The 23,498-nt window shown below is 58.3% G+C and carries 18 protein-coding genes and 2 pseudogenes; 7 read left to right on the forward strand and 13 right to left on the reverse strand.

Annotated features, from left to right (window positions below):
* The 4 genes from ACIQWP_RS03995 to argE form a co-directional block, all read right to left on the reverse strand.
* Positions 1-1,464, reverse strand: a complete 1,464-nt coding sequence (locus ACIQWP_RS03995; protein WP_402782629.1) for an aldehyde dehydrogenase family protein — start codon at positions 1,462-1,464, stop codon at positions 1-3.
* A gap of 147 nt (positions 1,465-1,611) precedes the next feature.
* Positions 1,612-1,965, reverse strand: coding sequence for a cupin domain-containing protein (locus ACIQWP_RS04000; RefSeq protein WP_402782631.1), 354 nt, complete (start codon positions 1,963-1,965; stop codon positions 1,612-1,614).
* Positions 1,966-1,989: 24 nt separating this feature from the next.
* A complete protein-coding gene (locus tag ACIQWP_RS04005) occupies positions 1,990-2,913 on the reverse strand; it encodes a 2-hydroxyacid dehydrogenase (protein WP_402782633.1) in 924 nt (307 codons plus the stop codon).
* 13 nt (positions 2,914-2,926) lie between these two features.
* Positions 2,927-4,054, reverse strand: a complete 1,128-nt coding sequence (gene argE / locus ACIQWP_RS04010) for an acetylornithine deacetylase (protein WP_402782635.1) — start codon at positions 4,052-4,054, stop codon at positions 2,927-2,929.
* 383 nt (positions 4,055-4,437) lie between these two features.
* On the opposite strand from argE, the gene ACIQWP_RS04015 reads away from it, so the two are divergent.
* Both ACIQWP_RS04015 and ACIQWP_RS04020 read left to right on the forward strand, forming a co-directional pair.
* Positions 4,438-5,295 carry a GNAT family N-acetyltransferase gene (locus tag ACIQWP_RS04015; protein WP_402782740.1) on the forward strand — a complete coding sequence of 286 codons (858 nt, stop codon included), beginning with the start codon at positions 4,438-4,440 and terminating at the stop codon, positions 5,293-5,295.
* Between the two features lie 394 nt (positions 5,296-5,689).
* Positions 5,690-6,634 (forward strand): MYG1 family protein, encoded by a 945-nt coding sequence (locus ACIQWP_RS04020; RefSeq protein ID WP_402782637.1) that lies wholly within the window; start codon positions 5,690-5,692, stop codon positions 6,632-6,634.
* A 685-nt stretch (positions 6,635-7,319) separates the two neighbouring features.
* Here the strand turns inward: ACIQWP_RS04020 and ACIQWP_RS04025 are convergent.
* The 4 genes and pseudogenes from ACIQWP_RS04025 to ACIQWP_RS04040 all read right to left on the reverse strand — a co-directional run.
* Positions 7,320-7,577 (reverse strand): annotated as a pseudogene (locus tag ACIQWP_RS04025) (transposase); the annotation flags it as partial.
* A gap of 7 nt (positions 7,578-7,584) precedes the next feature.
* Entirely contained in the window at positions 7,585-9,030 is a 1,446-nt protein-coding gene (locus tag ACIQWP_RS04030) for an HlyD family type I secretion periplasmic adaptor subunit (RefSeq protein ID WP_402782639.1), read from the reverse strand.
* Positions 9,031-9,041: 11 nt separating this feature from the next.
* The gene (locus tag ACIQWP_RS04035) at positions 9,042-10,757 is read right to left on the reverse strand and encodes a type I secretion system permease/ATPase (protein ID WP_402782641.1); all 1,716 of its coding nucleotides are present in this window, start codon (positions 10,755-10,757) and stop codon (positions 9,042-9,044) included.
* A gap of 105 nt (positions 10,758-10,862) precedes the next feature.
* Positions 10,863-11,438 (reverse strand): PE-PGRS family protein, encoded by a 576-nt coding sequence (locus ACIQWP_RS04040; RefSeq protein ID WP_402782643.1) that lies wholly within the window; start codon positions 11,436-11,438, stop codon positions 10,863-10,865.
* Positions 11,439-12,042: 604 nt separating this feature from the next.
* Between ACIQWP_RS04040 and ACIQWP_RS04045 the strand changes: the two genes are divergently transcribed.
* Entirely contained in the window at positions 12,043-13,131 is a 1,089-nt protein-coding gene (locus ACIQWP_RS04045; protein ID WP_402782645.1) for a hypothetical protein, read from the forward strand.
* Between the two features lie 495 nt (positions 13,132-13,626).
* Positions 13,627-14,364: a LuxR C-terminal-related transcriptional regulator gene (locus ACIQWP_RS04050; protein WP_402782647.1), complete on the forward strand. Its 738-nt coding sequence runs from the start codon at positions 13,627-13,629 to the stop codon at positions 14,362-14,364.
* A 384-nt stretch (positions 14,365-14,748) separates the two neighbouring features.
* Here ACIQWP_RS04050 and ACIQWP_RS04055 read toward each other — a convergent pair whose 3' ends face one another.
* Together ACIQWP_RS04055 and ACIQWP_RS04060 are read right to left on the reverse strand one after the other, a co-directional pair.
* Positions 14,749-15,363, reverse strand: a complete 615-nt coding sequence (locus ACIQWP_RS04055; RefSeq protein WP_402782649.1) for a hypothetical protein — start codon at positions 15,361-15,363, stop codon at positions 14,749-14,751.
* Between the two features lie 463 nt (positions 15,364-15,826).
* On the reverse strand, positions 15,827-16,843 hold the full coding sequence (locus ACIQWP_RS04060) for a hypothetical protein (RefSeq protein WP_402782651.1): 1,017 nt from the start codon (positions 16,841-16,843) through the stop codon (positions 15,827-15,829).
* Positions 16,844-17,654: 811 nt separating this feature from the next.
* Between ACIQWP_RS04060 and ACIQWP_RS04065 the strand changes: the two genes are divergently transcribed.
* Positions 17,655-18,503, forward strand: coding sequence for a sugar phosphate isomerase/epimerase family protein (locus ACIQWP_RS04065; protein ID WP_402782653.1), 849 nt, complete (start codon positions 17,655-17,657; stop codon positions 18,501-18,503).
* A 25-nt stretch (positions 18,504-18,528) separates the two neighbouring features.
* Here the strand turns inward: ACIQWP_RS04065 and ACIQWP_RS04070 are convergent, their stop codons facing one another.
* Positions 18,529-19,416: a sugar phosphate isomerase/epimerase family protein gene (locus ACIQWP_RS04070; RefSeq protein ID WP_402782655.1), complete on the reverse strand. Its 888-nt coding sequence runs from the start codon at positions 19,414-19,416 to the stop codon at positions 18,529-18,531.
* A gap of 123 nt (positions 19,417-19,539) precedes the next feature.
* Here ACIQWP_RS04070 and ACIQWP_RS04075 point away from each other — a divergent pair, with 123 nt between their 5' ends.
* Positions 19,540-21,027, forward strand: coding sequence for a GMC oxidoreductase (locus ACIQWP_RS04075; protein ID WP_402782657.1), 1,488 nt, complete (start codon positions 19,540-19,542; stop codon positions 21,025-21,027).
* 91 nt (positions 21,028-21,118) lie between these two features.
* Here the strand turns inward: ACIQWP_RS04075 and ACIQWP_RS04080 are convergent, their stop codons facing one another.
* A complete protein-coding gene (locus tag ACIQWP_RS04080; RefSeq protein WP_402782659.1) occupies positions 21,119-22,672 on the reverse strand; it encodes an ISL3 family transposase in 1,554 nt (517 codons plus the stop codon).
* An 87-nt stretch (positions 22,673-22,759) separates the two neighbouring features.
* Between ACIQWP_RS04080 and ACIQWP_RS04085 the strand changes: the two are divergent.
* Positions 22,760-22,912 (forward strand): annotated as a pseudogene (locus tag ACIQWP_RS04085) (IS630 family transposase); the annotation flags it as partial.
* Positions 22,913-22,924: 12 nt separating this feature from the next.
* Here the strand turns inward: ACIQWP_RS04085 and ACIQWP_RS04090 are convergent.
* On the reverse strand, positions 22,925-23,218 hold the full coding sequence (locus ACIQWP_RS04090; RefSeq protein WP_402782661.1) for a hypothetical protein: 294 nt from the start codon (positions 23,216-23,218) through the stop codon (positions 22,925-22,927).
* Between the last annotated feature and the right edge of the window lie 280 nt (positions 23,219-23,498).

Consider the following 23,498-nt stretch of genomic DNA (forward strand, 5'->3'; position numbering starts at 1 on the left):
TCAAAGGCTGATGAGCACGCTCTTGGTCTTGCGGTTGGCGAGATAGGCTTCGCGCCCCAGGTCCTTGCCGATGCCGGAGCGCTTGTAGCCTCCGGTCGGCAGGATATGATCCCGCGAGCGGCTGTAGCGGTTGACCCAGATCGTGCCCGCCTGGAGCTGCCTGCTAAGGCGGATGGTGCGCGACAGGTCCGATGTGAACAGGCCTGCAGCCAACCCGTAGGTCGGATGATCGGCAAGCGCCATCGCTTCCTCTTCGTCCTTAAAGGTCTGCAATGTCAGGACCGGCCCGAAGATTTCCTCGAGGATGGCCGGAGAGGATTGATCGAGATCGGTCAGGAGTGTCGGTTCGTAGAAATAGCCCTGCCTGTCCATCGGCTTGCCGCCGGTCACGCAGCGGCCGCCGTTTTCAATGGCAGCGCCGACGATAGCGTCGATCCTGTCGCGCTGACGCTCGGAGATGATCGGCGAGTAGCGCGTGGCTTCGTCCCAGGTTGGACCGGGGCTGATATCGGTCATCCGTGCGACGAGCGCCTCGGTGAATTGATCGGCAACGCTTGCCTCGACGATGACACGCGTCGCGGCGACGCAGGCCTGGCCGGCATTGAACAGGAGGCTGCCGACGATCGCATCGGCCGCCTTCGAAAGATCGGCGTCCTTGAAGACGATCTGCGGGCTCTTGCCGCCAAGCTCCAGGGTGACGGGCTTGATGCCCGAGCGGGCGATATTCTCCATGATCGCCGAACCCGCGCGCGTCGAACCCGTGAAGCTGACCTTGGCGATCTCCGGATGGCCGGTCAGCGCCGTGCCGGTGGTAAGTCCGTCTCCGAGTACGACATTGAAGAGGCCGGCGGGCAGGCCCGCCCTGATGGCGAGTTCGGCGAGATATACCGTCGAAAACGGCGTCATTTCCGAGGGTTTGAGAACGACGGCATTGCCGGCGGCGAGCGCTGGCCCGAGCTTCCAACCAGCCATGGAGACAGGGAAGTTCCAGGGTGTGATCGCGCCGACGATGCCATAGGGTTCGCTGAGGATCATGCCGAAGGTCGCGTCATCGGTCGGCACGACATCGCTGCCTTCCTTGTCGGCAAATTCGGCAAAGAAGCGGATCTGCTCGGCCGTGACCGCGATGTCGCCTCCCACCAGCTGATTGATCAGGCGGGTCGACGACAGCGCTTCGATCCGGGCAAGCGTGTCCGCCTCCGCTTCGATCAGGTCCGCCCAGGCATGCAGCACCCTGACGCGTTCCCGGGGGCGTACGCCGGCCCAGTTGCTTGCTTTCAATGCTGCCTTGGCCGATTGGATAGCCTGTTCGACCAGATCGGGACCGGCGATCGGGCAGCCCGCATAGGCCTTGCCATCCGAGGGTCTGCACATGCGAATCTCGCCAGGGGCCGCAACGAGCTCCCCGCCGATGAAATGGCCGATCGGCAAAGGCAATGTGTCGGGATCGAAACTCAGGCCCATCGGACGTTCTCTCTAAGGCGTTTGCCCAGAGCCTACTGCTGGCTCGCGAGCAGCATGCTTCGTTGACATTGCACATACCGACGATTCTTGCGTTTTAACGCGAGTGGGCAGTGGTTTCTTTTGCGGATGGCCGCGCCGTCGCCGCCTTTATCCCACGGTGACGTAGATCTTGCGAACCGTCTCGATCGTCTTCCATCTTCCGACAAAGCCCGGCTTCATCACGAAACTGTCGCCTGCCTTGTACAGCAGCGGCTCGCCGTCGTCGGGCGTGATTTCGACGACGCCGGAGAGGATGTGGCAGAATTCGAATGTTTCGCCCTTGATCGAGCGTGTCTCGCCGGGCGTTGCCTCCCAGACGCCGGTGCGCACCGTGCCATCCTTCGCTTCATCCTGTGGCCAGGTCTTGAACGATGGATCGCCGGCGATCAGCCTTTCCGGCAGGGCCTTGGATTCGCGCGGAGCCGAGTGTGGATCGGTGATGACGGTTTTGAGCAGAGACATGCTGGTCCTTTCGCTTCTATGATTTCAGTATCCGCGCTTGCGGTCGATGAGCCCGATCGGGTCAAGTCCGGCACGAAGACGCCGGATATTGTCGACCACCGCGCGGGCCGCGGATTCGGGCTGCGTCACGCTGGCGATATGCGGGGTGAGCATGATTTTCGGATGCCGCCAGAATGGGTGATCCGGCGGTAGCGGCTCCGGATCGGTCACGTCGATGGCCGCACCCGCCATAAGGCCGGCATCGAGTGCTTCAAGCAGTGCTGCGCCGTCGAGTTGCGGGCCGCGGCCCGCATGCACGAGCATCGCGCCCGCCGGCAGCGTGCGAAGAAGCTCCGCGTTCAGAAAACCGGTCGTCTCCGGGGTCAGCGGCAACAGGCAGACGAGGATATCGGTCGCCGACAGCATGGCTATCAGGCCGGCATTGCCGTGATGACACGCGATCCCCTCGATTGTCCGGGGCGATCTGCTCCAGCCTGAGAGCGGAAAGCCGAAAGGTTTCAGCCGCTCGAGCACCGCCGCTCCAAGGACGCCCAATCCCAAGACCCCTATACGCCTGTCTTGCGCCTGGCGCTGCGGAATGGCGCGCCATTCTCCGGCGCGCTGCTGGGCGAGATAGGAAAGAAGGCCGCGATGCAGCGCCAGCACGGAGAGTGTCACATATTCCTGCATCATTCTGACGATGCCGTCCTCGACCATGCGGACGATCTTGACATGCTCAGGCACAAGATCGGTTTGGAACTGGTCGACGCCCGCGCCGATCGAGAACAGAATTTCAAGATTGCGGTAGCGGGCGAGATCATCTGGCACCGCCCATGTAATCAGGTAGCGCACCTCGTCCGGATCGACGCTTGCCGGGTCCATGGAGAAGGCCAGATCTGGCAGTTCCTCGGCGAAGCTTTGGGCGAAGACGGCGCCGCGCTTGGCATCCGAATTGAAGAGAAAGGTCATGCCGATTGCTCCTTCAGGCCTGTGCGCATTGCTTCGCCAGGGCCATGATCATTCGGTGGCACTCTTGAAGTTCGGTCTCCAGGATGAATTCGTCCGGCTTGTGGGCGCGGTCGATATCGCCCGGACCGCAGATGATCGCGTCAATGCCGGCCGCCTGATAGAGGCCGGCTTCGGTCCCGTAGCTGACCGCGGCGAGCGATGGTCTGCCGGTGATTTCCTCCAGCAGGGTTGCGAGCGGCGCGTCCTTCGCAAGCGACAGCGCGGGATAGGCGCTGAGCGGGGTCCAGTCCACGGAGAAGCCCTGTTCGCCAAGCATCTCCGCGCTGTGTTTGATGGGAACAAGCAGTTCCTCGGGGTCCACATCGGCTATCCCGCGTGCCTCAAGGTCGAGGTGGCAATTGTCGGGGACGATGTTCAGCGCCCGCCCGCCGGAAATGACACCTGCCTGAAGTGTCGAATAGGGAGGCTCGAATACTGGATCGAATGGGCCAAGCGTCAGTTTCCGCGCCTCGTCGACCGCAGCATTGAGCACCTTCGACATGGCATGAATGGCATTGAGCGCGAGATCCGGACGGGATGAATGGCCCGCCCGTCCAGCGATCGTGACACGAGCCGCCGCTTTCCCCTTATGGGCGCGCACGGCCTGCATGCGGCTCGGCTCGCCGATGATAGCACCTTGCGGATGTGCGCAGAGCTCCTTGAGGCGTGCCAGGAGGTGCGGCACCCCCCGGCATCCCGCCTCTTCGTCATAGGAGAAAGCGAGATGGATGGGGCGGCCAAGATTTGCCCTGGCAAGATCCGGCGCGGCAGCGAGTGCGGCGGCAAGAAACCCTTTCATATCGGTCGTGCCGCGCCCATAGAGCCTGTCCGCCTCCTTTCTGAGCGCGAAAGGCTCCGAGGTCCAGCTCGGCTCCCCAGCGGGCACGACATCCATATGTCCGGACAGAATATAGCCCGCGACATCTCTGGGGCCGATCGTGGCAAAGATGTTGGACCTGTCGCCTTCGGGTCCGGTAAGCACGGTGACGTGGATTCCGAGATTTTCCAGATGTGCCCTGATCCAGTCGACGATACCGGCATTTGGCGTGCTGACGACGCTGGGAAAGGCGACAAGACGGGCGAGGATTTCAATCGTGTCCATGTGGTCCTCAAAGCTGGCCAGACTTGCCGTGATCTACGTTGCGGGCCATGCCCCGGTCTCGGCCGGGCGCAGGCTTAGGGAACTGCCTGACGGCTGCTGGGTAGCGTAGGAGCGGCGACATTGTTCGATCTCATCGGCGGCTGTGGCAATTTGCGGACAATTCGCCAGTAGCATTGGCGTTTACATTCATAATTGCATGCCGAATGTCGGGATGTTTCAGTCGATTGTTGTGCGGCCAGAGGCAATTCGAGCTAATTGTATCGACGGGCGTCGCGTATTGTTGCTGGCGAGGAGCGCCTCTGTTTTGGCGTATGATTACGGGTAGCAAGTTTTGAGGTGGTCCAGTGAAGGTGTCAGACAATTTGCGGGTCGATGCTTTCTCCATGCATATCGGCGACATCAAGGACGTGGAACTCGATCAGTTGCACGCACTGTCGATCTCCGTCCGGTGGCCACATCGAGCCGAGGACTGGGAATTTCTGCGGCAGACGGGCAGCGGCATCGTCGCGCTTGACGAGATCGGTCGCGTCATGGGATCTGCCATGTGGTTTCCGCACGGCGATGGGTTTGCTACTATCGGGATGGTGATTACGTCTCCGCGCTTGCAGACCAATGGTACCGGCCAATGGCTCATGAACGGGATACTGGACAAGGTTGCGGGACGCCGTCTCAGCCTCAGCGCGACCCAAGCAGCGCGCCGTCTATACCTCTCTCTGGATTTCAAGCCGGAAAAAACGGTCTACCAATGTCAGGGGGAGGCGCGGATCGCAAAGGATTTTGCGTCGCTGGCCCTGGGGGGCAAGGTGCGGCAGCTTGGCGCCGACGATCTTGAGGCAATCCTACGGCTCGATACGATCGCATTCGGTGCCGATCGCTCGGAGCTGCTCAGGCGTCTCGATGAGCAGTCGATCGGTTACGGTCTGTTCCACGGAGCGGATTTGCAGGCTTTTGCACTGTGCCGGCCTTTCGGACGCGGCCATGTCGTCGGACCGGTCGTTGCGTTGAATGATGCTGATGCGATCGCCGTGGTCGCGCCGCATGTGGCGCGTCATGCAGGCCAATTCCTCCGTCTCGATACCCATATGGAGACCGGCGACTTTGCGTCTTACGTGTCGCAGTGTGGCATGATCGTCTATGATACTGTCCTGACGATGTCGCTTGGAAATCATCCCGCCAATAGAAACAAGGCTGTAGCCGGGACGATGGCTACCTATGCTCTTGTCAGCCAAGCGCTTGGCTGAGGTTTCGTTGCATGGAGATCGGCATGAGACATGCTTACCGCTCTCATATCGGCGGTGTCTCGACCGATCCCGGTAGTCTAGCGACGTGATGTGATCGCAGCAGCAGCCGAATTCCTCATCCTCAAGAAAGAGGCATTTGCGGCCATCCAAACAAATCGAACGGTCGATTAAACCGGCACAATATTCCGCCATCTTTGTCGTAGCGTAGGCATCATCAACATAACGGTGCAAGGATACAGCCGCATACTGGCTGGATCATTCGGGTCACGATCGAGGATCTCCCGTCTTGCTGACAGCGCTCCCCCCTACACTTTGATGATGAGTGGTTGAGGTGACACGCAAATCTGGTTATCTGCCGGTCCGTCCAATTCGCGAACAATAAGGTTATGGCCGCATGGCTCCAAATTTCCTCGTCACGCATTCCGGCGGCTTTCATGCCGACGAAGTGCTGTCCAGCGTCATTCTTACGCGGCTTTTCCCCGACGCGCGGCTGGTTCGCAGCAGGACGGCGGAATGGATCACCCCTGGCGCTGATCGCATCGTCTACGATGTTGGTGGCGCATATGATATGGCTGCTGGGATTTTCGATCATCACCAGCGCGGCGCGCCGCAGCGCGATGATGGTCAGCCCTTCAGTTCATTCGGTTTGATCTGGAAACATTTCGGCTGCGACTACCTGACCGCCCTGTCTGTCCCGAACGCCTTTGTCGAAACCGTATATGCTGCTTTCGATGCCAGCTTTGTCTTGCCAATCGACCTAGTCGACAATGGTGCCCTCAGCCCGGATAGCGCCGGCTTGCTGGCGGGATTGACCCTGCCGTCCTTGCTCGAAGCATTGAAGCCTGTCTTCGACGATGCTGATCCGGAGGCAACCGATCGGGCATTCCATACCGCGGTCGCGATCGCCCGCAATTTTGTAGAAGCGAAGATTGCTGGGCTCCATGCGAAACTGCGTGCCGAAGCTCTGGTGCTGCGGGCGATCGCGTCCGCGGGGGAGGGGCGCATTCTCGAGCTGCCGATGGGCATGCCGTTTCGTCCAGCAATCGTCAAGGCAGGCGCCGATCATCTCCTGTTCGTGGTCCATCCGCGCGAGGCCGATTGGTGCCTGACCGGAATTCGCCGAGCGGAGGAGGGGTTCGAACTGCGCGCAGACCTTCCTGCCACCTGGGCGGGCTTGAGCGGTCGTGACCTGGAAGTGGCCACGGGAATTGAGGGTGCCAGTTTCTGCCATAACGGCCGTTTTATTGCGGCCGCCAAAACGCAAGAGGCCGCACTCGCTCTGGCGAAATTAGCAGTGGAGGACGCCGAGAAAAGAGCCGGAGCTGTCACAACGCCTTAGAGCCGGTTTTCCGGCTCATGTTCCTCGCCTACGCATCAGAACCAGAAAGTAGGGCGCGCCGATCAGCGAGCAGCATGCCGACGGGGCGGCCAGTGCGTTCCGAGGCATGCTGTGCAATCGTCACCCGGTCTCACCCATCAGCCTGGCGGTGATGAGGCGAGCAAAACGTTCCGCCGTCGGCAGCGCGCCGAAGCCCCAGATCAGCGGAAGGTCGTAGACGGGGCCCGAGGCGAACCGAGCGATTGCGCCGGGATATCGTCAGCGGCGATGTTCATTGCGAATGCAGTGCGTTTGGAAGGTGAGCCATTGCCATGGAAAGCCCGGTTGGGAGCGCGCCGTTGACCGCTGCAGCCTGGATCAGCGGGCGGCATATCTGACTTATTAAAATCGGTATCAATTAGTCAAGTTATCGTCTCGGCAATTTCTGCTCCCGCAAGCATATTCTGCTGGGCTCTCCCTTTCCAGCCAATCGGGATAGAGCGAAAATGGTGGCGTATGCGCTGGCTCTAGTCCATCAAGAGCAAGCCACATTGTGATCGAGCTTGTTACTTTTCGAGCCGTATCCCTTGGCTTCCACTTGGGGAGGCTCCCTCGGCCAAGAATATGGTGCCTTACCCGGATATGCGGTGTCGGAAGGTGGCCTGCAAATTCGGCTGTTTAGAGGTTGGTTTCACCCTTTCGATGTCTTCGCCAGCATCTCACTCAGCGTTGCCGCCGAGAGCATGGCTTCGGCCAGGAGCTTCTTGAGTTTCTGGTTCTCTTCCTCCAATGCTCTTACCCTTCTGGCATCGAGACCGGCACTTCCGAACTGCAGGGATTGCCATCGATAGAAGGTCGGTTCGCTGATGCCGTGCCTGTGACAAACATCTGCCACCGTCACCCCGGCTTGGTGCTCCTTCAGAATGCCCGTGATCTGGTCGTTGTCGAATTTTCTCTTGCCCATCACCGCTTCAGTCCTCACGAAATGCTCTGTTGAAGCTGTCGAGGAGTGGTCTGATGGCATAGAACGCCACGCTGCTTTTGCCCGTTTCGATCAGTGCTTGCGCAGGCATGCCCGCGACCAGTTCGACATCGCTCATTTTCGCCAACCGCTCGTCCGTTACCCGGATCGTCGCGGCAAAATAGGGCTGGCCGCTCTGTGCATCGGTGAGACGGTCCGCCGATACATACTCGACCCGACCTTTCAGAAGTGGAACGCGCCGCTGATTGTATGGAAGGAGGTGAACCTGTGCCTCGAGCCCCGCGCGGACGAGATTGATGTCTTCCGGTCGGACGTGGGCTGATACGATGAGGCGATCGGCGCGGGGCAAAAGATCGACGAGCGGTTCGCCCGCGCCGATCACGCCACCGGCCGTGTGGATGCGCAGATTCATGATCGTTCCATCTTCGGGAGCGCGGATATCGGTCCTTGAAAGTTGGTCGTCGATCGCCCACAGACGCTCGCGCAATTGCATGATCTGGCTTTCGGTGTCGCGCATGCCTTGTGCGACCTCACTCAACCGGTCGCTCTCGATCTTGGCAAGGTCGGCCTGTGACTCGCTGATCACCTGGTAGGCGCGAGAGATCTGCGCATCTACCTGGCCCTGCTGGCCAGCAAGGTCTGCTTTTTCCCGCTGGAGGTTGAGAAGTGTGTTCTTTCTTTCCAATCCTTTGGCGTTGAGTGCCGTAACCTGATCCAGTTCCTGCTGCGAGATTGCCGTTCTGTCGGTCAGTGCTGACTTCTGCGCGCCAAGTCCGACGATTTCCTGCCGCACCTGCCCGATTTTCTCGTTGGTGATGCCAACTTCCGCCTGCATGACCTGGCGACGCGCTTCGAAGATCTTCCGTTGCCCCGTCAAAATCGCACCGACCGAAGGATCTCTGTCCATTGCTGTCCTGAGGTCCTGCGGAAAGGCGATATGGTCGGCGCCCGTCTGTTCGGCAAGCAGGCGGGCACGGCTTCCTTCTGCGTCCCAAAGTTGCCCTTGAATACTGTCGCGCTCCGAGCGAGACTTCGTGTCGTCGAGTTCTATCAAGACTTGTCCGGCTGTGACCGTATCGCCGTTTTTGACGAGTATCCGTCGCACAATTCCGCCTTCCAGGTGCTGAATGGTCTTACGGCTGGACTCCGGTTCGATGACGCCCGATGCAACCGCTGCGCTTTTCAGCGGCGCCAGAACCGACCAGATTCCCAAGCCGACTATGAAGACGCCGACCAACAGGTTCCCTGTCCAGATAACGCCTCTGAGCCCCGGCATGGGCGAAGGGGGGGCGGGCCCGCGCTGCTTCTGCTCGATCACCGGCGAATAGGCCGCCAGTAGCTTGGGCGTCGCAATCGATCGTTCAACGAACCGTTGGCTCGCTCTTGATGAATTTGAAAATCTTGCCAGCGTTGCGTCCAGTTGAACAAGGGTCATGGCGTCCCTCCTTACGTTCCCGTTTGCGATGGCGGTTGAAGATGCGTTTCGTAAATCCGCTCACTGTCGCCGAAGGCAGCCACGGTCCCGTTGCGCATAATCGCAATCTTGTTGGTGACTGGCAGGATACCCATCCGGTGGGTTATGATCACAACCGTCATGCCCCTCAATTTCATGCGCTCGATCGCCTTGTACAGCATGCGTTCGCCGTCATAATCCAGGCTCGAATTCGGATCGTCGAGGACGATGAGGGACGGATTTCCATAGGCCGCCCTTGCCAGTCCCAGCTGTTGGCGCTGAGCGCGAAGGAGCAGGCTTCCACCTTCGCCGATATCGGTCTCGTAGCCCTTTGGCAGCCGCATGATCGCCTCGTGCAATCCAACCAGCTTCGCGGCATCGATCGCCTTGGCGGGATCTCCTCCATCCAGCCGGCCGATCACATCCTTGATTGCTCCGCCGAAGAGCTCGATGTCCTGCGGCAGGTATCCGACGTGGTGGGTCCCTCCGCAAAGGCGCAGAGCCGAAATGTCTACCCCGCCAAGAAGAGCGCACCCGCTCGTTGCTTGTACAACGCCGGCGATGACCCGACCTAGCGTCGATTTTCCCGATCCCGACGGGCCGATGAGCGCTATGCAATCGCCTGGCGCGAGGCGCAACGTGATACCGGTCAATATCTGCCTGTTGGCGAATGGCTGAATGTAGCCGACATTGTCGAGAACGAGACCATTCGGTTCCGGTTGCGGCACCGTTCGGGCATCGTGTTCCGATGCTATGGCGATCAACATTCGGTTCAGGCGACTGAAGGCATTCCGAGCGAACGTCAGGGAGCGCCATGCACCTATCGCGCCCTCGATCGGCGCCAGCCCGCGCCCGAGCAGCAGGCTCGCAACGAAGATGATGCCGGGGCTGCTGTTGCTTGCGAGCACCAGCCATGTGGCAGATCCCATCATCAGGATCTGCGCGAGTGTGCGGATCGATTTGGAGAAACCAAGAATGATCTCCGTCCGGTTCATCGCGATGTCCTGCGCTCTTCTTGCCATTTCCGCATCGCGATAGACGAGCAGCGCTGCGCCATACTGCATGCCCATTGCCCGGATCACCTCGATGTTTCTGAGGGCGCTCGCAAATCGCAGATAGCTCCTCGAAAGGGCGAGGTTGGCGCGGGTAAGCGGCTCTTGCGTCGCCAGTTCCGTGAGGAATGCAAACAGCAGAAGCGCAAGTGCGCTCACAATGCCGATGGTTCCAAGCAGCGGATGAACAAGAAAGAGCAGGAGCAGGAAGACCGGCGCCCAGGGGACGTCAAAGAAAAGGGAGCTTGCCGGTGAATCGAGAAATTGGCGCAAGGTGGCCAGGTCCCTGTAGCACTCGGTGGCGGCTCCTGCATCGGCGCGAGCGGCATATTCGAATGATGCGGTGAGTACCATGGGCCGTAGTCTGTGATCCAGCCAGCTGCCGATGCGCGAAAGAGCTGCCCGACGCACGATATCCAGCGTGGACCCGACCACGACGGCGATGGCGATGATGATTGTGAGCATCAGGAGTGTGTCAGCGCTTCGGCTCGACAGGACCCTGTCGTAGATCTGCAGAAGATAGACGGAGGGCGCTAGAAGAAAGAGATTGTAGCCGCAGCTATAGAGGAAAACCAACCCGAAGGCTCCGGCACAAGCCCGAAGCGCAACAACGAGCTGTGTCTGTGGGCGCGATGGCTTTACAGAAAGCGTTGCCATTATCCGATCTCGCTCCACTGATGCTGAAAAGACGAGGCTGTCGGCGCGGGCTCCACAACCTATGAGGGTCGCCAGCCGAAGCCGGCGACCCGCAGGGCCTAGGGTTCATGAACCAAGATGGCTGAGATCGATATGGCCGAAGTCGTTCGAGAAATGATCGAGAGCATTGTTCACGGTCGTCGTTGAGGGGTCCGTGTGAACCAATGCTGCCGAGATGTCACCGCCTTGAGCCAAGTTGCCGTTACCGCCGTTGCCGCCGACGCCCGCGAGGATGGTGGCATGCTGATCAGCCATAAGCTGAGTATATTGCGTCGCCGTCGTATCCGCGCTTACCGCCGCCGTGTCGCCGCCGCTCACGCTTCCCTGGCTGCCGTTGGAGTGAGAATCTCCCCCAGCGCCGCCGGCGCCACTGTTCGTGACCGCCGCCAGGAAGCCATTCTGGGCTTGAGCAAAGCCACCGGGTCCGCCGCTGCCGGCAGTCCAATCCGCCATCTGCCCGACATGATCGCCGTTGTGCAGATCGGTAGATGCTCCTTCGACCGATTGCACGTTGGCGACGTACGCAACCGGGTTGTAGTCAATATTGCCATGGCTGATGCCATCGCCGCCGTTGCCGGCGCTCGCGTCGCCGGCAGTCGGGTCACTGAAGTGAATCGTGTCAGATATTTGTGGAATGGGCATTGATGTCCCTCCTTCAATTTCGTTGCGTCCGTGTTCGTTCTGCGGGGTGGGTATCCAGCATCCCACCGCCAGCAAATACAACCACAGGTAAATATTACTCGCGATTTAATCTGCGAGCTATCTAGATATTCGGTGACGTTCCTTCAGGCGTATGCTTGGAGGCGTCGGAGCGTCATTTTGACTTGAAACTTGGTGATTTGGCGCCGGAGGACCTGGTCGTGATTATGTCTGTGCCCTAGTCGAAGCGCTGCCCTTCTTCCAAGCAACGACTCCCTAAGCGAACTGCCTAAATTCCGAGGTTCTGATCGGGTTCCGCTTGACGGAGGAGATCCTGTTCGGCGCGGAAAAACCAGTATGTTGCACTGCAGGAGAGGGTGTTGCACGAAGCCGGGCCTCTATTCCAGAGCCGGATTTGTGTCCTCAAACTCGCTCGGCCGGATACTGCATCCATGACAGCCAAATGGCTACGGTCCTAGCCGACAGGATGTAGACGAATTGCAGGCTCTGCTTTTCCTGTTTTCAGATGCACAATGCCTGAACAATTCAAGTTGCATAGGCTGCACGCTCGGTGAGGCGTGCGGTTGAGCGCGGAATGGAGACGGCAATGCCGGAAATTCGTCCCCTATTGGAAGACTTGCCCAAGGCAGGCACCGATCAAAACCCCACCTCCAATTTGGCGGCGGGTCATCTGGCTCTGGTGCCGACTTGGCTTCCATTGGATGTCGCGTCTGGTCCGAACTATAATTCAGCCGGCAGCGGTGGCGATGGGATAAGCGAAGGCGTGATCGACAGCAATGCATTGGCCGTCTTTATGCCGTCCAATGCTGCTATTACCGGACCTCATTCGAGTGCCGACGCCTTCCAGGGCAATGACGCGCTCATCAATCAGCATCCCACCGAAATGGCAGGGATCGGCGGGAATGGCGGTAGCGGTAATGTTGCCATCGGTGGCGGCGGCGACGCCAATCATGCGGGCACCGGGGGCAGTGGCTTCTTCTACGGTGGGCTCGTAAGCACCGACGTTGCGGTGTTTGCCCCCGTGAACACTGCCGTGGCGGTAGGCCCTGGCGCGGAGGCTCATGCTGACCAATTGAACAACGCGATGTTCCTGCAAGGGGCAACCCAGATCGGTGGTGTCGGCGGTTCGGGCGGAGACCACAACATCGCAAGCCATGACTCGTCAACGAGCCCAGGAACTGCATTGACGTTTACTGGAGACAATTATGCTGGCCACGGTGGTGGTGGATACTTCGTCGGCAGCATGGTCGACGTGAACGTGGCCATCTTCTCACCGATCAACATCGCCGTGGGCGCCGCTGGCGGTTCGGCGGAGGCCCATCAGACAAACAACGCAGTTTTCGATCAGGGCACGATGCAGATTGCAGGCATCGGTGGCAACGGCGGTGGCTTCAACATGTCGTCAGGGACGATTTTTACCGGCAATCATGAGGCTGGCGGCGGCGGGATTGGATCGTCAACCGGCAGCATGGTAGACGTCAATCTTGCCTATTTCCATCCTATCAATATTGCCGTTCCCGCCGGTGGGACGGCGGACGCTCAACAGATCGATCATGTGCTCTACGATCAGCATGCGCTTCAGTTGGCTGGCGTCGGTGGTCATGGCGGAGGCGGCAACCTCACGGACGCTCATTCGGCCCTCGTAGACGATATTCTCGGCTTCATCCATACCTAGCGGACAGCCCCTTGCATTGCGGAGCCTCAATTGCACGAGGTCGTTCTCCGCGCCATCTTTCATGCCATATATCGGATCGCTTTCTCTGCCTGGCATCTCTCGGTGCCTATGCCGTGTTGCTGCTGCTTTAAGTTGATATATGAATGAAACCAAGCTGATCGGCAGCTCGTTGTATCCCCCACACTCTTTTCCATAGCAGATCGGTTGTCTTTTCCGTGTTTTGAACATTTTGTTGACCCGTTTGCTGCATGCGAATTCGGAGAAGTTGCAATATCCATAGCGACACGTCGATTCCACAGTTCCTCATAAGTAGGTGTTTCGACATGTTATACATGTTTTAGTTGTCTATCGCTCATGTCTTGTAGACTATAAGAACTATCGTGAGAGATAAGACTATTGATATCGAGAGTACCACTTTTTTGCATCATGACATGAAACGAGAGCAGGAATAATATGGATTGCTGTTGGGCTGCAAATATTCGGGGGAGCACGCAGATGTCCAACAGTGCTAAAACCAAGCGCCATATGCGGCGCAATGCACCGACTATTGTCGTTATTCAGCATTCTACACTGGCGCGAACGACTGTGGTGAAGCTTCTTGAGCGTGAACTCGCCGGGTGGAACTTTATCGATATGATCTCGACCGAGAGTCTCGATAGAGCTCTTGGAGCGGAGGTACGTTTGATTGCGCTAGATCTAGCCGGCAGAGGTGTGGAGAGCACCAGCCTGCGTGATGATCTCGCGGCAATTGCTGTGCGTTTTCCTGAGGTTCCTATCACGTTGCTCTTAGGAACGGATAACGTCGACATAGCCCGCCAGGCGCTCAAAATGGGCATCCGCGGCTTTTTCTCGACGTCGCTTCCTATTGACATTGCCCTTGCCGGTCTTCGTCTCGTTCTGGCGGGAGGAACATTCTGCCCGCAGCTATTGGGAACTGTTGCAAACGGCTCAAATGAGCATCCTCCGGCCGGAAATGAGGCCGAAAGAAGCCTGGACGACAGGACCCAGTATTTGGCGATTGCCGATTTCACGCCCCGGGAAGCGGATGTCCTCGCAGAGTTGCAATGCGGCTGCTCAAATAAGGTAATCGCAGGAAAACTCAATCTGTCGGGGCATACGGTGAAGATGCATTTGCAACATATAATGCGTAAGTTGCAGGCGCAGAACCGCACCGAGGTGGTTGCCCGCTTAGTTCGAAGAGCCGACGGCGAGCATGACGTGTCGCCGAGTTAGGCGGTGTCGCCAGTATCGAGGAACGTCGCAGCGTTTCAGTTGGGTTTCGGATCACGGCTTGGTTCTACCATCAGCGGCGAAGATTATTGCCTGAACCGCACGATCGATTGCATAACCGCAGTGAAGGCAGGGGATATTCTGCTCAAGAAGACTCGGACAGCGGTTTCGACCGCACTGCCACGCAAGCCTAAATGGGCGAGCCGCTCTTAGGTCAAGTTTCATTCTGGTTATATATTGATCTATCTCTATCTTGAATTGCATTAAGGTGACTAAATGCCGGCTGCCCATCATGAAGCGATGGGAGTAAGACAACGTTGGATGCCGTTGGACGCAATAATCTCGGGTTGAGGATTGCGCACATTCCGAGGCTGGGTCCTAGTGTCCTCATTTTATCCGATCACGGTCAGGTTTGTCAGTCTTCGTCGCTACCACGAAACCGCCTGGGATGCGGATTTCCATATCTATCGGCGAAAACTCGGTAATTTTTCGGGCAGCTCCTTCCGCAGATGGTGCTTCCTCATGTCGCCATTCGCGTTTGGGAGGGACGCTTGGCATTTCCGACTTCTGATCCTCTTCATCAACTCTACTACTGTTGATGAATCCAAATGTGAGAGCGGCAAGGAATAAGCAATTCAAGAGCACGACGATCCCCGAGTTCCAAACCAATAGCCACATCGCCGTCGAACTCTGAAATATGAGCAGGATGTTCAGCGATCCCAGAAACAGCTCCCAAACAGCAAGCAATAGATACATTGCAGACCACCGCCTGCTTGAAAACAATGATCCATTTTCTTTGGGACGCGACTGCGGAATCGCGTGAAAGGTGGCAAAAATGGTAAATACCGCCGCAAATGATATCGCCCGCAGTGTGGGCTCTAATATGACCTGCAATGCTGATTGATCAAAATAATATTCCAGGCTCATCCATTTCAGAAATAAGTCAAAAGGAGGTCTAATTTTAATAATATTATATGCGGTACCGATGGGGAGTATGATCACCCAAAATCGCCAAAGAAGGGACCAATATACACGGAAGTATCGTTTTATTGATATCATCACGCCTTAATTTCCTTTTCTTAACCGTCGACGATTTTCGCATAGATGTTGCATTATATTGTACATTCTCGCGCGCGTAGATCTCGAAGGAAACGATCCTTGTGTAGCTTGTTCATTCGCGCTCGCTATGCACGAGCCCGGTGTTACAAAAAGAAGCGCTACGAACCAAAACTACAAATTCATGATTATCCATTGCCCGACTGAAGAGTGCTTCGGTGTAGGAACGGTTTGCGCCGCAAGCAATCTGGTTATACGGATTGCAATAGAATTGCCGTCTACGCTCATCGAAACAGAGCCCCACAAGCAACCATCTCTGCGGGACTAACCGACAGATCGTATAGTAGCTGAAGCCTATATTAGTGCTTCAAGCTCGTCAGATCGGGGCTTGAAACAGGTGATGACGGGATCAACGAGTGATATCGAGGCGCTCGATCTGGTCGTCGGCGGTTCCATATTTCGATTCGCCGTGTGTCCTCAAATAATAGCGAAGCTCCTCAATGTAAAATCCGCGGTCTTTCGAATCGGAGGTTTCGCACTCCAGTGGCCATGCGCGGCCCATAAGAGACGGATGGACAATGCTGGCATCGATTGGTTGACCAATCCTGCAGGAGGTTTTCCACGCGCCGCCTCTTGCTCCAACTCCTCCTGATGTCTCAATCTCGAACGAAAAGGAGGCTCCGGCAGTCCATGTCGAGGCGTCCAGCGCGACCGCTGTCGTGGTCGTTATCCTTTGGTCTCCCGAAGGCCCGGTGTATCCCCGCGTATTATCTCTTGATTTCAACTGTACCAGACCCATCAATTCACGATCCATGGTGAAATTCGTGTAGTCTTCCCGAACGCGGGTCGTCCCGCCCTTGTGCGGCTTTATCGTGAAAGTAATTTCTCGGCCCGGCTTGGCACCGTCTTTCGCTTTCTTCGTGATCCTGGCTTCTGATACGACAGGGGCATCGGGCAGGATCGACCGCAGCTTTTCGGCGGCGGCCTGGACATTTGCAGGGACAGAAACGTCATCCAGTTCCGGGCCGTCGTGATAGCCCGGCTTGTGGATCTCCTCGGCGATCGCCTGAAACGATGCGTGCGCCTGGCTGGAAATCGTGTCGTCGGGATGCTTGGCGCATCCGCTGAACGAGCGCCGATGGAGCTCTTTGATTTCCGTCTGGCCAAATTCATTTCGGAAAATGTTGGAGCCGGACATGACGGACATTTCGATCAGGACTGAACCCCATCTGATCACTGCTTCCTTATTATCGCGCATCGCGTCAACGAGGATCTGGCACTTGGACTGAGGCGTCATCGTGGCAAGGAGCGCTTTCGTGGATTCGTCGAGAGGTTCCGCCAACAGTCGATCCGCTGCGTTCGTGCTCCCGATCGTCGTCGCAAAAGCCATTGCGGCGAGAATTCCAAATGAGGCTAGTTTTGCCATTCGCACATTGTCCTTGTTTTTTCGCCGTAACGATCTCTGCAGTCTATCATCCCGCATCTCGCCTCAAACCATCGCCATGATGATGCGATCGAACATGCGCTCGCTGAGCAGTCGGCCCGTTGCCAGGGGCGTCCCGGCCATGTAGCCAATGTGATGTCTGTCTTCGGGCCTGGCAGTGCGGGGCGATTTGGCGATTGGTGTGGCCGCAAAGGAGGGTCGGGAAGCAGCTCGTTCCAAGCCCGCCCCATCTATGCAAGGAAGTATGGTTGCCATGTTTTCCGCAATGTTTTCAGGCGGGAATCTGAGAACGTTTGTCATCCGCTTTGGATAGAGCCAGCAGGGGCTAGCAGTCAACTTCAAGTTTCAGACTGGCGGTCCTGCATGGTGAGGCCCCGAGACAATTGATCATGAAAGCGGCGCCAGAGAGTAGTCTGTCCATTGTTAACTCCGCAGCGACGGCCGCTCCTAGTGCAAAGTTGCCTGTTGCCTTGGCTACTCTTGGGAGCGCGAGACGGAGGGCTTTTACAACAGCAGGTTCGTCGGTTCATACCCGTTCAAGAGTAAGTTACTCGACCTCGTTCATGTTGGTTGCCACTGAGAGCTGACCCGGCGCAGCTCGATATTGCCAATATCCCGTTCGAGTCCGCAAGTGGAGGCCCGCTGAAGTTGCCTGGCGACTGGCCACGTCGCGGCTCCCATTCAGCTGCGCGTGGGGACATCGCTTCTTGCCCTCCAATGACCGATTGATCGATTTTGTATTGGCTGACATAGTTCCGCCGCACCTCCGCCCATACCAAGCAAAGATCCATCGATGACCGAATCCGCCAATCCTCCCGCGTTACCCGTTTCCGCTCGCCCCTTGGCGAAGATCAGCCTGAAATGGGGCATGGTCGAGGAGCCGTCACTTTCCATTCTGGAGAAGTTCCAGCTCCTGCGCGATCTCGGCTATGACGGGGTCGAGCTCGACTCGCCCAATGACCTGCCGCTCGACGAGGTCCTGAACGCTCGCGACAAGACTGGCCTTGATATCCCCGGCCTCGTCAATGCCGTGCACTGGAAGCGTCCGCTGACGGACCCCGATCCTCTGGCACGGCAGGCCTGTGTCGATTCGATGGTCAAGGCTCTGCATGATGCAAAGCTCTATGGCGCCACGACGGTGTTGCTTGTTCCCGGCGTCGTCAATGCAGCCACCAGTTACAAGACCGCTTACGCGAGAGCCGGCGAGGAGGTCGCGAAGATCCTGTCTGCTGCGGAAGAGAGCGGCGTATCGGTCGCGCTCGAAAACGTGTGGAACGACTTCCTGCTGAGCCCACTCGAGGCGGCGAATTTCGTCGATCGCTTCAACCATCCGAAGCTCGGCTGGTATTTCGATGTCGGCAATGTGCTCCGCTACGGTCGGCCGACAGATTGGATCGAGGCGCTCGGCAAGCGTATCCTGAAGATCGACATCAAGGAATACAGTCTCGAAAAGATGAACAGCGAGGGGCCGTGGAAGGGCTTTAATGTCGAGCTGGGCGAGGGCGACTGCGATTGGGCTGCCGTCAACAAGGCGCTGTCCGATGTCGGCTATTCCGGCTGGGCCTCGATCGAGGTGCCGGGAGGCGACCGACATCGCCTCACCGATCTCAGGAGGCGCGTCGATCGGATCGCCGCGCTCTAGTCCCGCAATTGCAGGAAGGCAATGTTCAGCGGCCGACAGCGGCCGCAAACAACGCCCTCGCGTTCTTCAGGCCGGTTTCGCAGCCGTATTGCGTCGGCTCGTTGCCTTCATATTCCAGGGAGACGAAGCCGTCATAGCCCGAGGCGACGATGTCCTCGACGATCGACTTGACGGGCAGGTCGCCGTAGCCGAAAACCGAGCCGCGGATTGCCTGGCCGCCAACGGTCTGCAGCCAGTCTGCGCCAGGCGCGGTCTGGCGCACATAGAAATCCTTGATGTGGACGAAGCTTGCCTGGGAGAGGCAGGCACGCGTTGCCGTCAAGGGGTTCTCGTCGACGCAGAGGAAATTGCCGATATCGACGGTCAGCTTGAAGCTCGGCAGATTGACGGCATGCAGCAGCCGCTTGATTCGCTCGCTGGAGTTCATGAAGAAGCCGTGATCCTCGACGCTGGTGGTCACACCATAGCGCCCGGCATGCGCGGCAAGCTCATGGGTGGCGTCGGCGATCGACGGGAATGCCGCTTCGAACTGGCCCGGCTCCGTTACTCGCAGCGACCACGGCACGACATCGTGGCGCAGGAAGCGGACGCCGAGCTTGTCGCAAAGCTCGACATAGCGCTTCAGCCGGTTGAGCTGGAATGCTCGTTCGCCGTCATCAATAAAATTGCCGGACATGCAGAGGCCGGAAAGCGGCACGCCGCTTTTCTGCGATGCGCCCTTCAGTCGCTCCAGCATCTCCGCGTCGTTGGCGAGTTCATATTGCAGATCCTGTCCTTCGGGTGCGACGGAAAGCGTGGCCAGTTCGACATGATCGCCGCCATGTTTGCCGACCCACGCAAAGACATCCTCGATCCGCATGGCGCCGCTCTGCATCAACGGACGGAAACTGTATGAACTCAGACCTATCTTCATCGCGGCATCTCCTTGTGCGCTGTCACTAAAACTTTGTTCGATATCTTAACAATGCCGGTTGACTTCGGCTACGATACATCCTTGTTTAAAATCAAATTGATTTAACAATAGGGAATAGCAGGAATGTCTCGTCAGTCTGCCGACGTCGTCATCATCGGAAGTGGCCCGACCGGCTCGGCCTATGCACGGGTCATCAGGAACAACTGGCCTGAAGCGCGTATTCTGATGGTGGAGGCCGGCCCGCAGATCCTGCCACAAAAGGGCGCGCATCTCGACAATATCCTAGATCTCGATGAACGAGCGGCCTTCGAAGTGCATGCCCAGGGTGGCGACCGCAGCCCGCGTATGCCGATCAACAAGGAGGAATGGGAGGCTCGCCGCGCTGGTGGCTTCGATCATTCGTTGCTGCGCCGCTCGGGCCTTTTCATCGCCAACGACGCCGATGCTCAGGATGAAAACCTTTTTGCCGGCTTCTCGGCAGCCAATGTCGGTGGCATGGGCACGAAATGGTCGACCGGCACGCCGGTCCCATCCGAGATCGAACTGGTGCCTTTCATCCCCACCGATGAGATGAACAAGGCTCTGGCCGTGTCGGCGGGATTGCTCGGTACCAACAAGGACCCGCGCGCCGGCGATGTTGCCGCCATCGCCCTGCGCGAGCGCCTGGGTGAGGTCTTCAATCCCGGTCGTACGCCCGATCGCTTCGTCCAGCCGATGCCGCTCGCCGCAACGCCCGGTCGCGATGGCCTGCGCTATCACGGCACGGACGTCGTGCTCGGCGACCTCGTCGATGAGCCGGAGGAGAGCTTTCATATTCTCTCCGAAACGTCCTGCCGCCGCGTGATCCATGAAAATGGCCATGTCGCCGGTGTCGAACTTGCCCGTACCGGCTCGCAAGAAACTTTCGTCGTCACGGCCGGCACGGTCGTCGTTGCTTGTGACTCACTGCATTCCCCGCAACTGCTCTACGCCTCGGGCATCCGCCCCGAAGCGCTCGGCCGTTATATCAACGACCACTATATCGTCTCGCAGATCACCGAGATGCAGACCGATGTGCCGATGACGGCTATGAGCTGGATTCCGGCCACCAAGGATTTCCCCTACTCGGTCACCATCGCCCCGGCCAGCCTGCACTCGATGCCGCAAGCCAGCGACATGAGCGGCCAGCCGATCGGCATGGGCGTTTTCGTGCCCTCCGATATCAGCGCCGACAACCGCGTCACATTCGACGACAATCGCCGCGACTGGCTCGGCCTGCCTGCCATCTCCATCCAGTGGCGCCAGTCGGAAGGCGACAAGGCGCGCCTCGAAGAGGCCAAGGGTCATGCCCAGCGCATTTCCGCCATTATCGGTCGCCCGGCGCCTGGCTTTGCCACCTTCGTGCAGCCCGTCGGCTCGTCGCTGCATTATCAGGGCACGATCCGGATGGGTGAACACGACGATGGCACCAGCGTCTGCGACAGGAACTCCAAGGTCTGGGGCTTCGACAATCTCTATGTCGCCGGCAATGGCGTCATTCCAACGATGACCGCCACCAATCCGACCCTGTTCAGCGTCGCTCTCGCCAGCATCGGCGCCAGCCAGATCGCTGCCGCTCGCCGCACCGGCTGATCGGCAGACTGGCTGAATGGCGACGCAAAAACTCAAGGTCCTGGTGTGTGTTCCGGCGTGCAAATTTGGGTCTGACGCAATCTCGATGACATCAGGGTGCTCCAACAACACGTGCCTCAAGCAAATCGAGCTTCCCGCGCCCATACATCTGGCGCTTGATGAGTTTCAGCTTGGTGATCTGACCCTCTGTCTGGCCGTTTGACCAAATTGAAGTGATTGCATTCTGAACCGCCGCTCTGTCGCGGATAACGCCGTTAGCGAATGACGCGACCAAACTTGGTGCTGCGCGGTCGATCCACGTGTCCAGATCATCTTTAGACTTGCGTCGCAGCATTTCGTGAAAGCTTTCCACGACATCTCTGGCCTCGATAAGGTCTGGTAGCCGCTCCTCGATTGCAGCGACCGTCATCGTCTGAGCCTTGGTCAAATTGCTGCGTTCAAGGGTCATCAGGCGGACGACGGTGCGTGCTGCGGGCGCGTGGCCGAGCCCGTTTTCGGCTTTTTCGGCTCGCCTTCGTCGTGTTGCCCATTCTGTAACAACGCGGAGACCTCCACCGAAACCAGCCAGCCGAAGCTGCCGCCACAGTTCAGCGCCGTTTCGCAATCCGGCGTCCCATTGCGCTTCCAGCCAAGGCAAATGCGGTTCGAGGGAGGTTTGCCGCACCCGAAAGATGTCGGTACGCTGACCACGGACGACACTGCGGACCAGCTTTCGGCTGTGCCCGGTTCTGCGCACGATCTCCTTGATGGACACGCCTTCGCCGACGAGTCCACGAATGACAGAGTTCGCCTCTTCACGTCGCAGATATCCCTCATATTGCAAGCGCTCGGCAGCAGTCAGAAGCTTAGGGTTTACGGTTGCCGTTCCGACTGCCGTGCGGACCTGCCGCATCGACTTGCGAACGGCGTCAAGAAAAGCGTGGCTAGCGTTTTCCATGAGATGCCAGCGGTCGGCGACCTGTTCGGCGTGTGGCAGGGCTTGTGCAGCGGCCTGCGCATACCCGCCGCCACGGTCTCTTGCGACGATTTCGATTTGCGGCTGCTCTACCAGCCATGCCTTTACGGTCGTGGGTTCTCGGTCCGGCAACAACGCGATCGTCTTTCGCCGTTCCAGATCGCAAATAATCGTGCCATATCGATGATTGCGCCGCCACGCCCAGTCATCAATGCCAATAACGCTTGGCGAGGGTGGCGGTGGGCGATCATATCGGCGAACGGTTCGAAGTAGCGTGTCATTGCTAACCGGAAGCCCGAGACGAACGGCAAACCGTGCTGCCGGACGGCCACCTAATGCAAGAGCGAGATGCCGAACCAGGCAGTCCAGACGGGCTGTCCGGCGAGCCATCGGACGGATTACGCCATCACCGAAACGCTCGGCGAAAATCTTTCGGCAGCAATGGACGGCACTACAGACGAAGCGTCGGACCGTCAGGTGCAATTCGATCTTTCGGCCCGCACACGGCAGATCGGCGATCATCCGAGGATAGCGGCTATGAACGCGATGGGAGGTCGTACCGCATTCGGGACACCTGCAACCTGGGGATTGACCGTATGCGGCGATGACGATCGCATCGGGTGTGTGGTGCACAGACTTGACGGTCAACTCGGCAGGGATCAGATCGGAAAGCCGAAACTGGGTTCGCATGGCGCTGGTTCTCCGTGAAAACCAGGCCAGTGGAATCTAAAACATCATCAAGATTGAGTCAGACCCAAATTTGGACGCCGATTGACAGAAAAGGCCTTCTCCAAGCTCAGGGCCCTTCTGCGTGCGCGAGCCAAGCGCAACGTCGAAGCCCTGTAGGACACAGTCGGTGAAATCGTCCCGCTCTACAAACCCAGAGAGTGCGCCAACTACTTCAAGGCGTGCGGATACGACCCTGAGTAAAATGGACGCGCTCTAGGCGGGTGCCGATGAAATGCAAAGTTGGGTGAACTTGTGACGTAAATGAACACCGATCGTCTCTGTGTCGAGGATGACACCTCGCAGCGGATAGGCCTGCCTTGCAATGGCGACGACCCTACGCGGCTTGAGCTTTCGCAGGATCTGATAGCGTCCCGTTGCCTCCAGGAGACGCACCATCTCGGCTTCGTTTGGCACCGCTTCAGCAGACTCTTGGAGCCGTGCACGCGCATTTTTCGATCGGCTTGGCGTCTGCGCATTTCCGGAAAACATGTCGAATTGAGATGTCATTGCAGATCCAACCAATCGGATACGGAAACTTTAGCGGCCGGGCTCTCACGTGAAACCCCCATGACCGATCTTTCGGGCGGTCACCACCGATATCGTAGGGGATGCAGCTACGATTCATATTTGATTTGCGCCTGCCCACCCGGGCTCACGATGTTGCCTGTCAATGCCGCGTGAATTTTCCCCAGGAGGAGGTGCGGACAAATTCTTGGACGGCTTATGCTGCAATTCCAAGATTCCGGCGGAATTCCGCGGGGCTAATCCCGCCCAGTGAGAGCTTTAT

It is taken from the genome of Rhizobium sp. NPDC090279, from assembly GCF_044769665.1.
Lineage (GTDB): Bacteria > Pseudomonadota > Alphaproteobacteria > Rhizobiales > Rhizobiaceae > Rhizobium.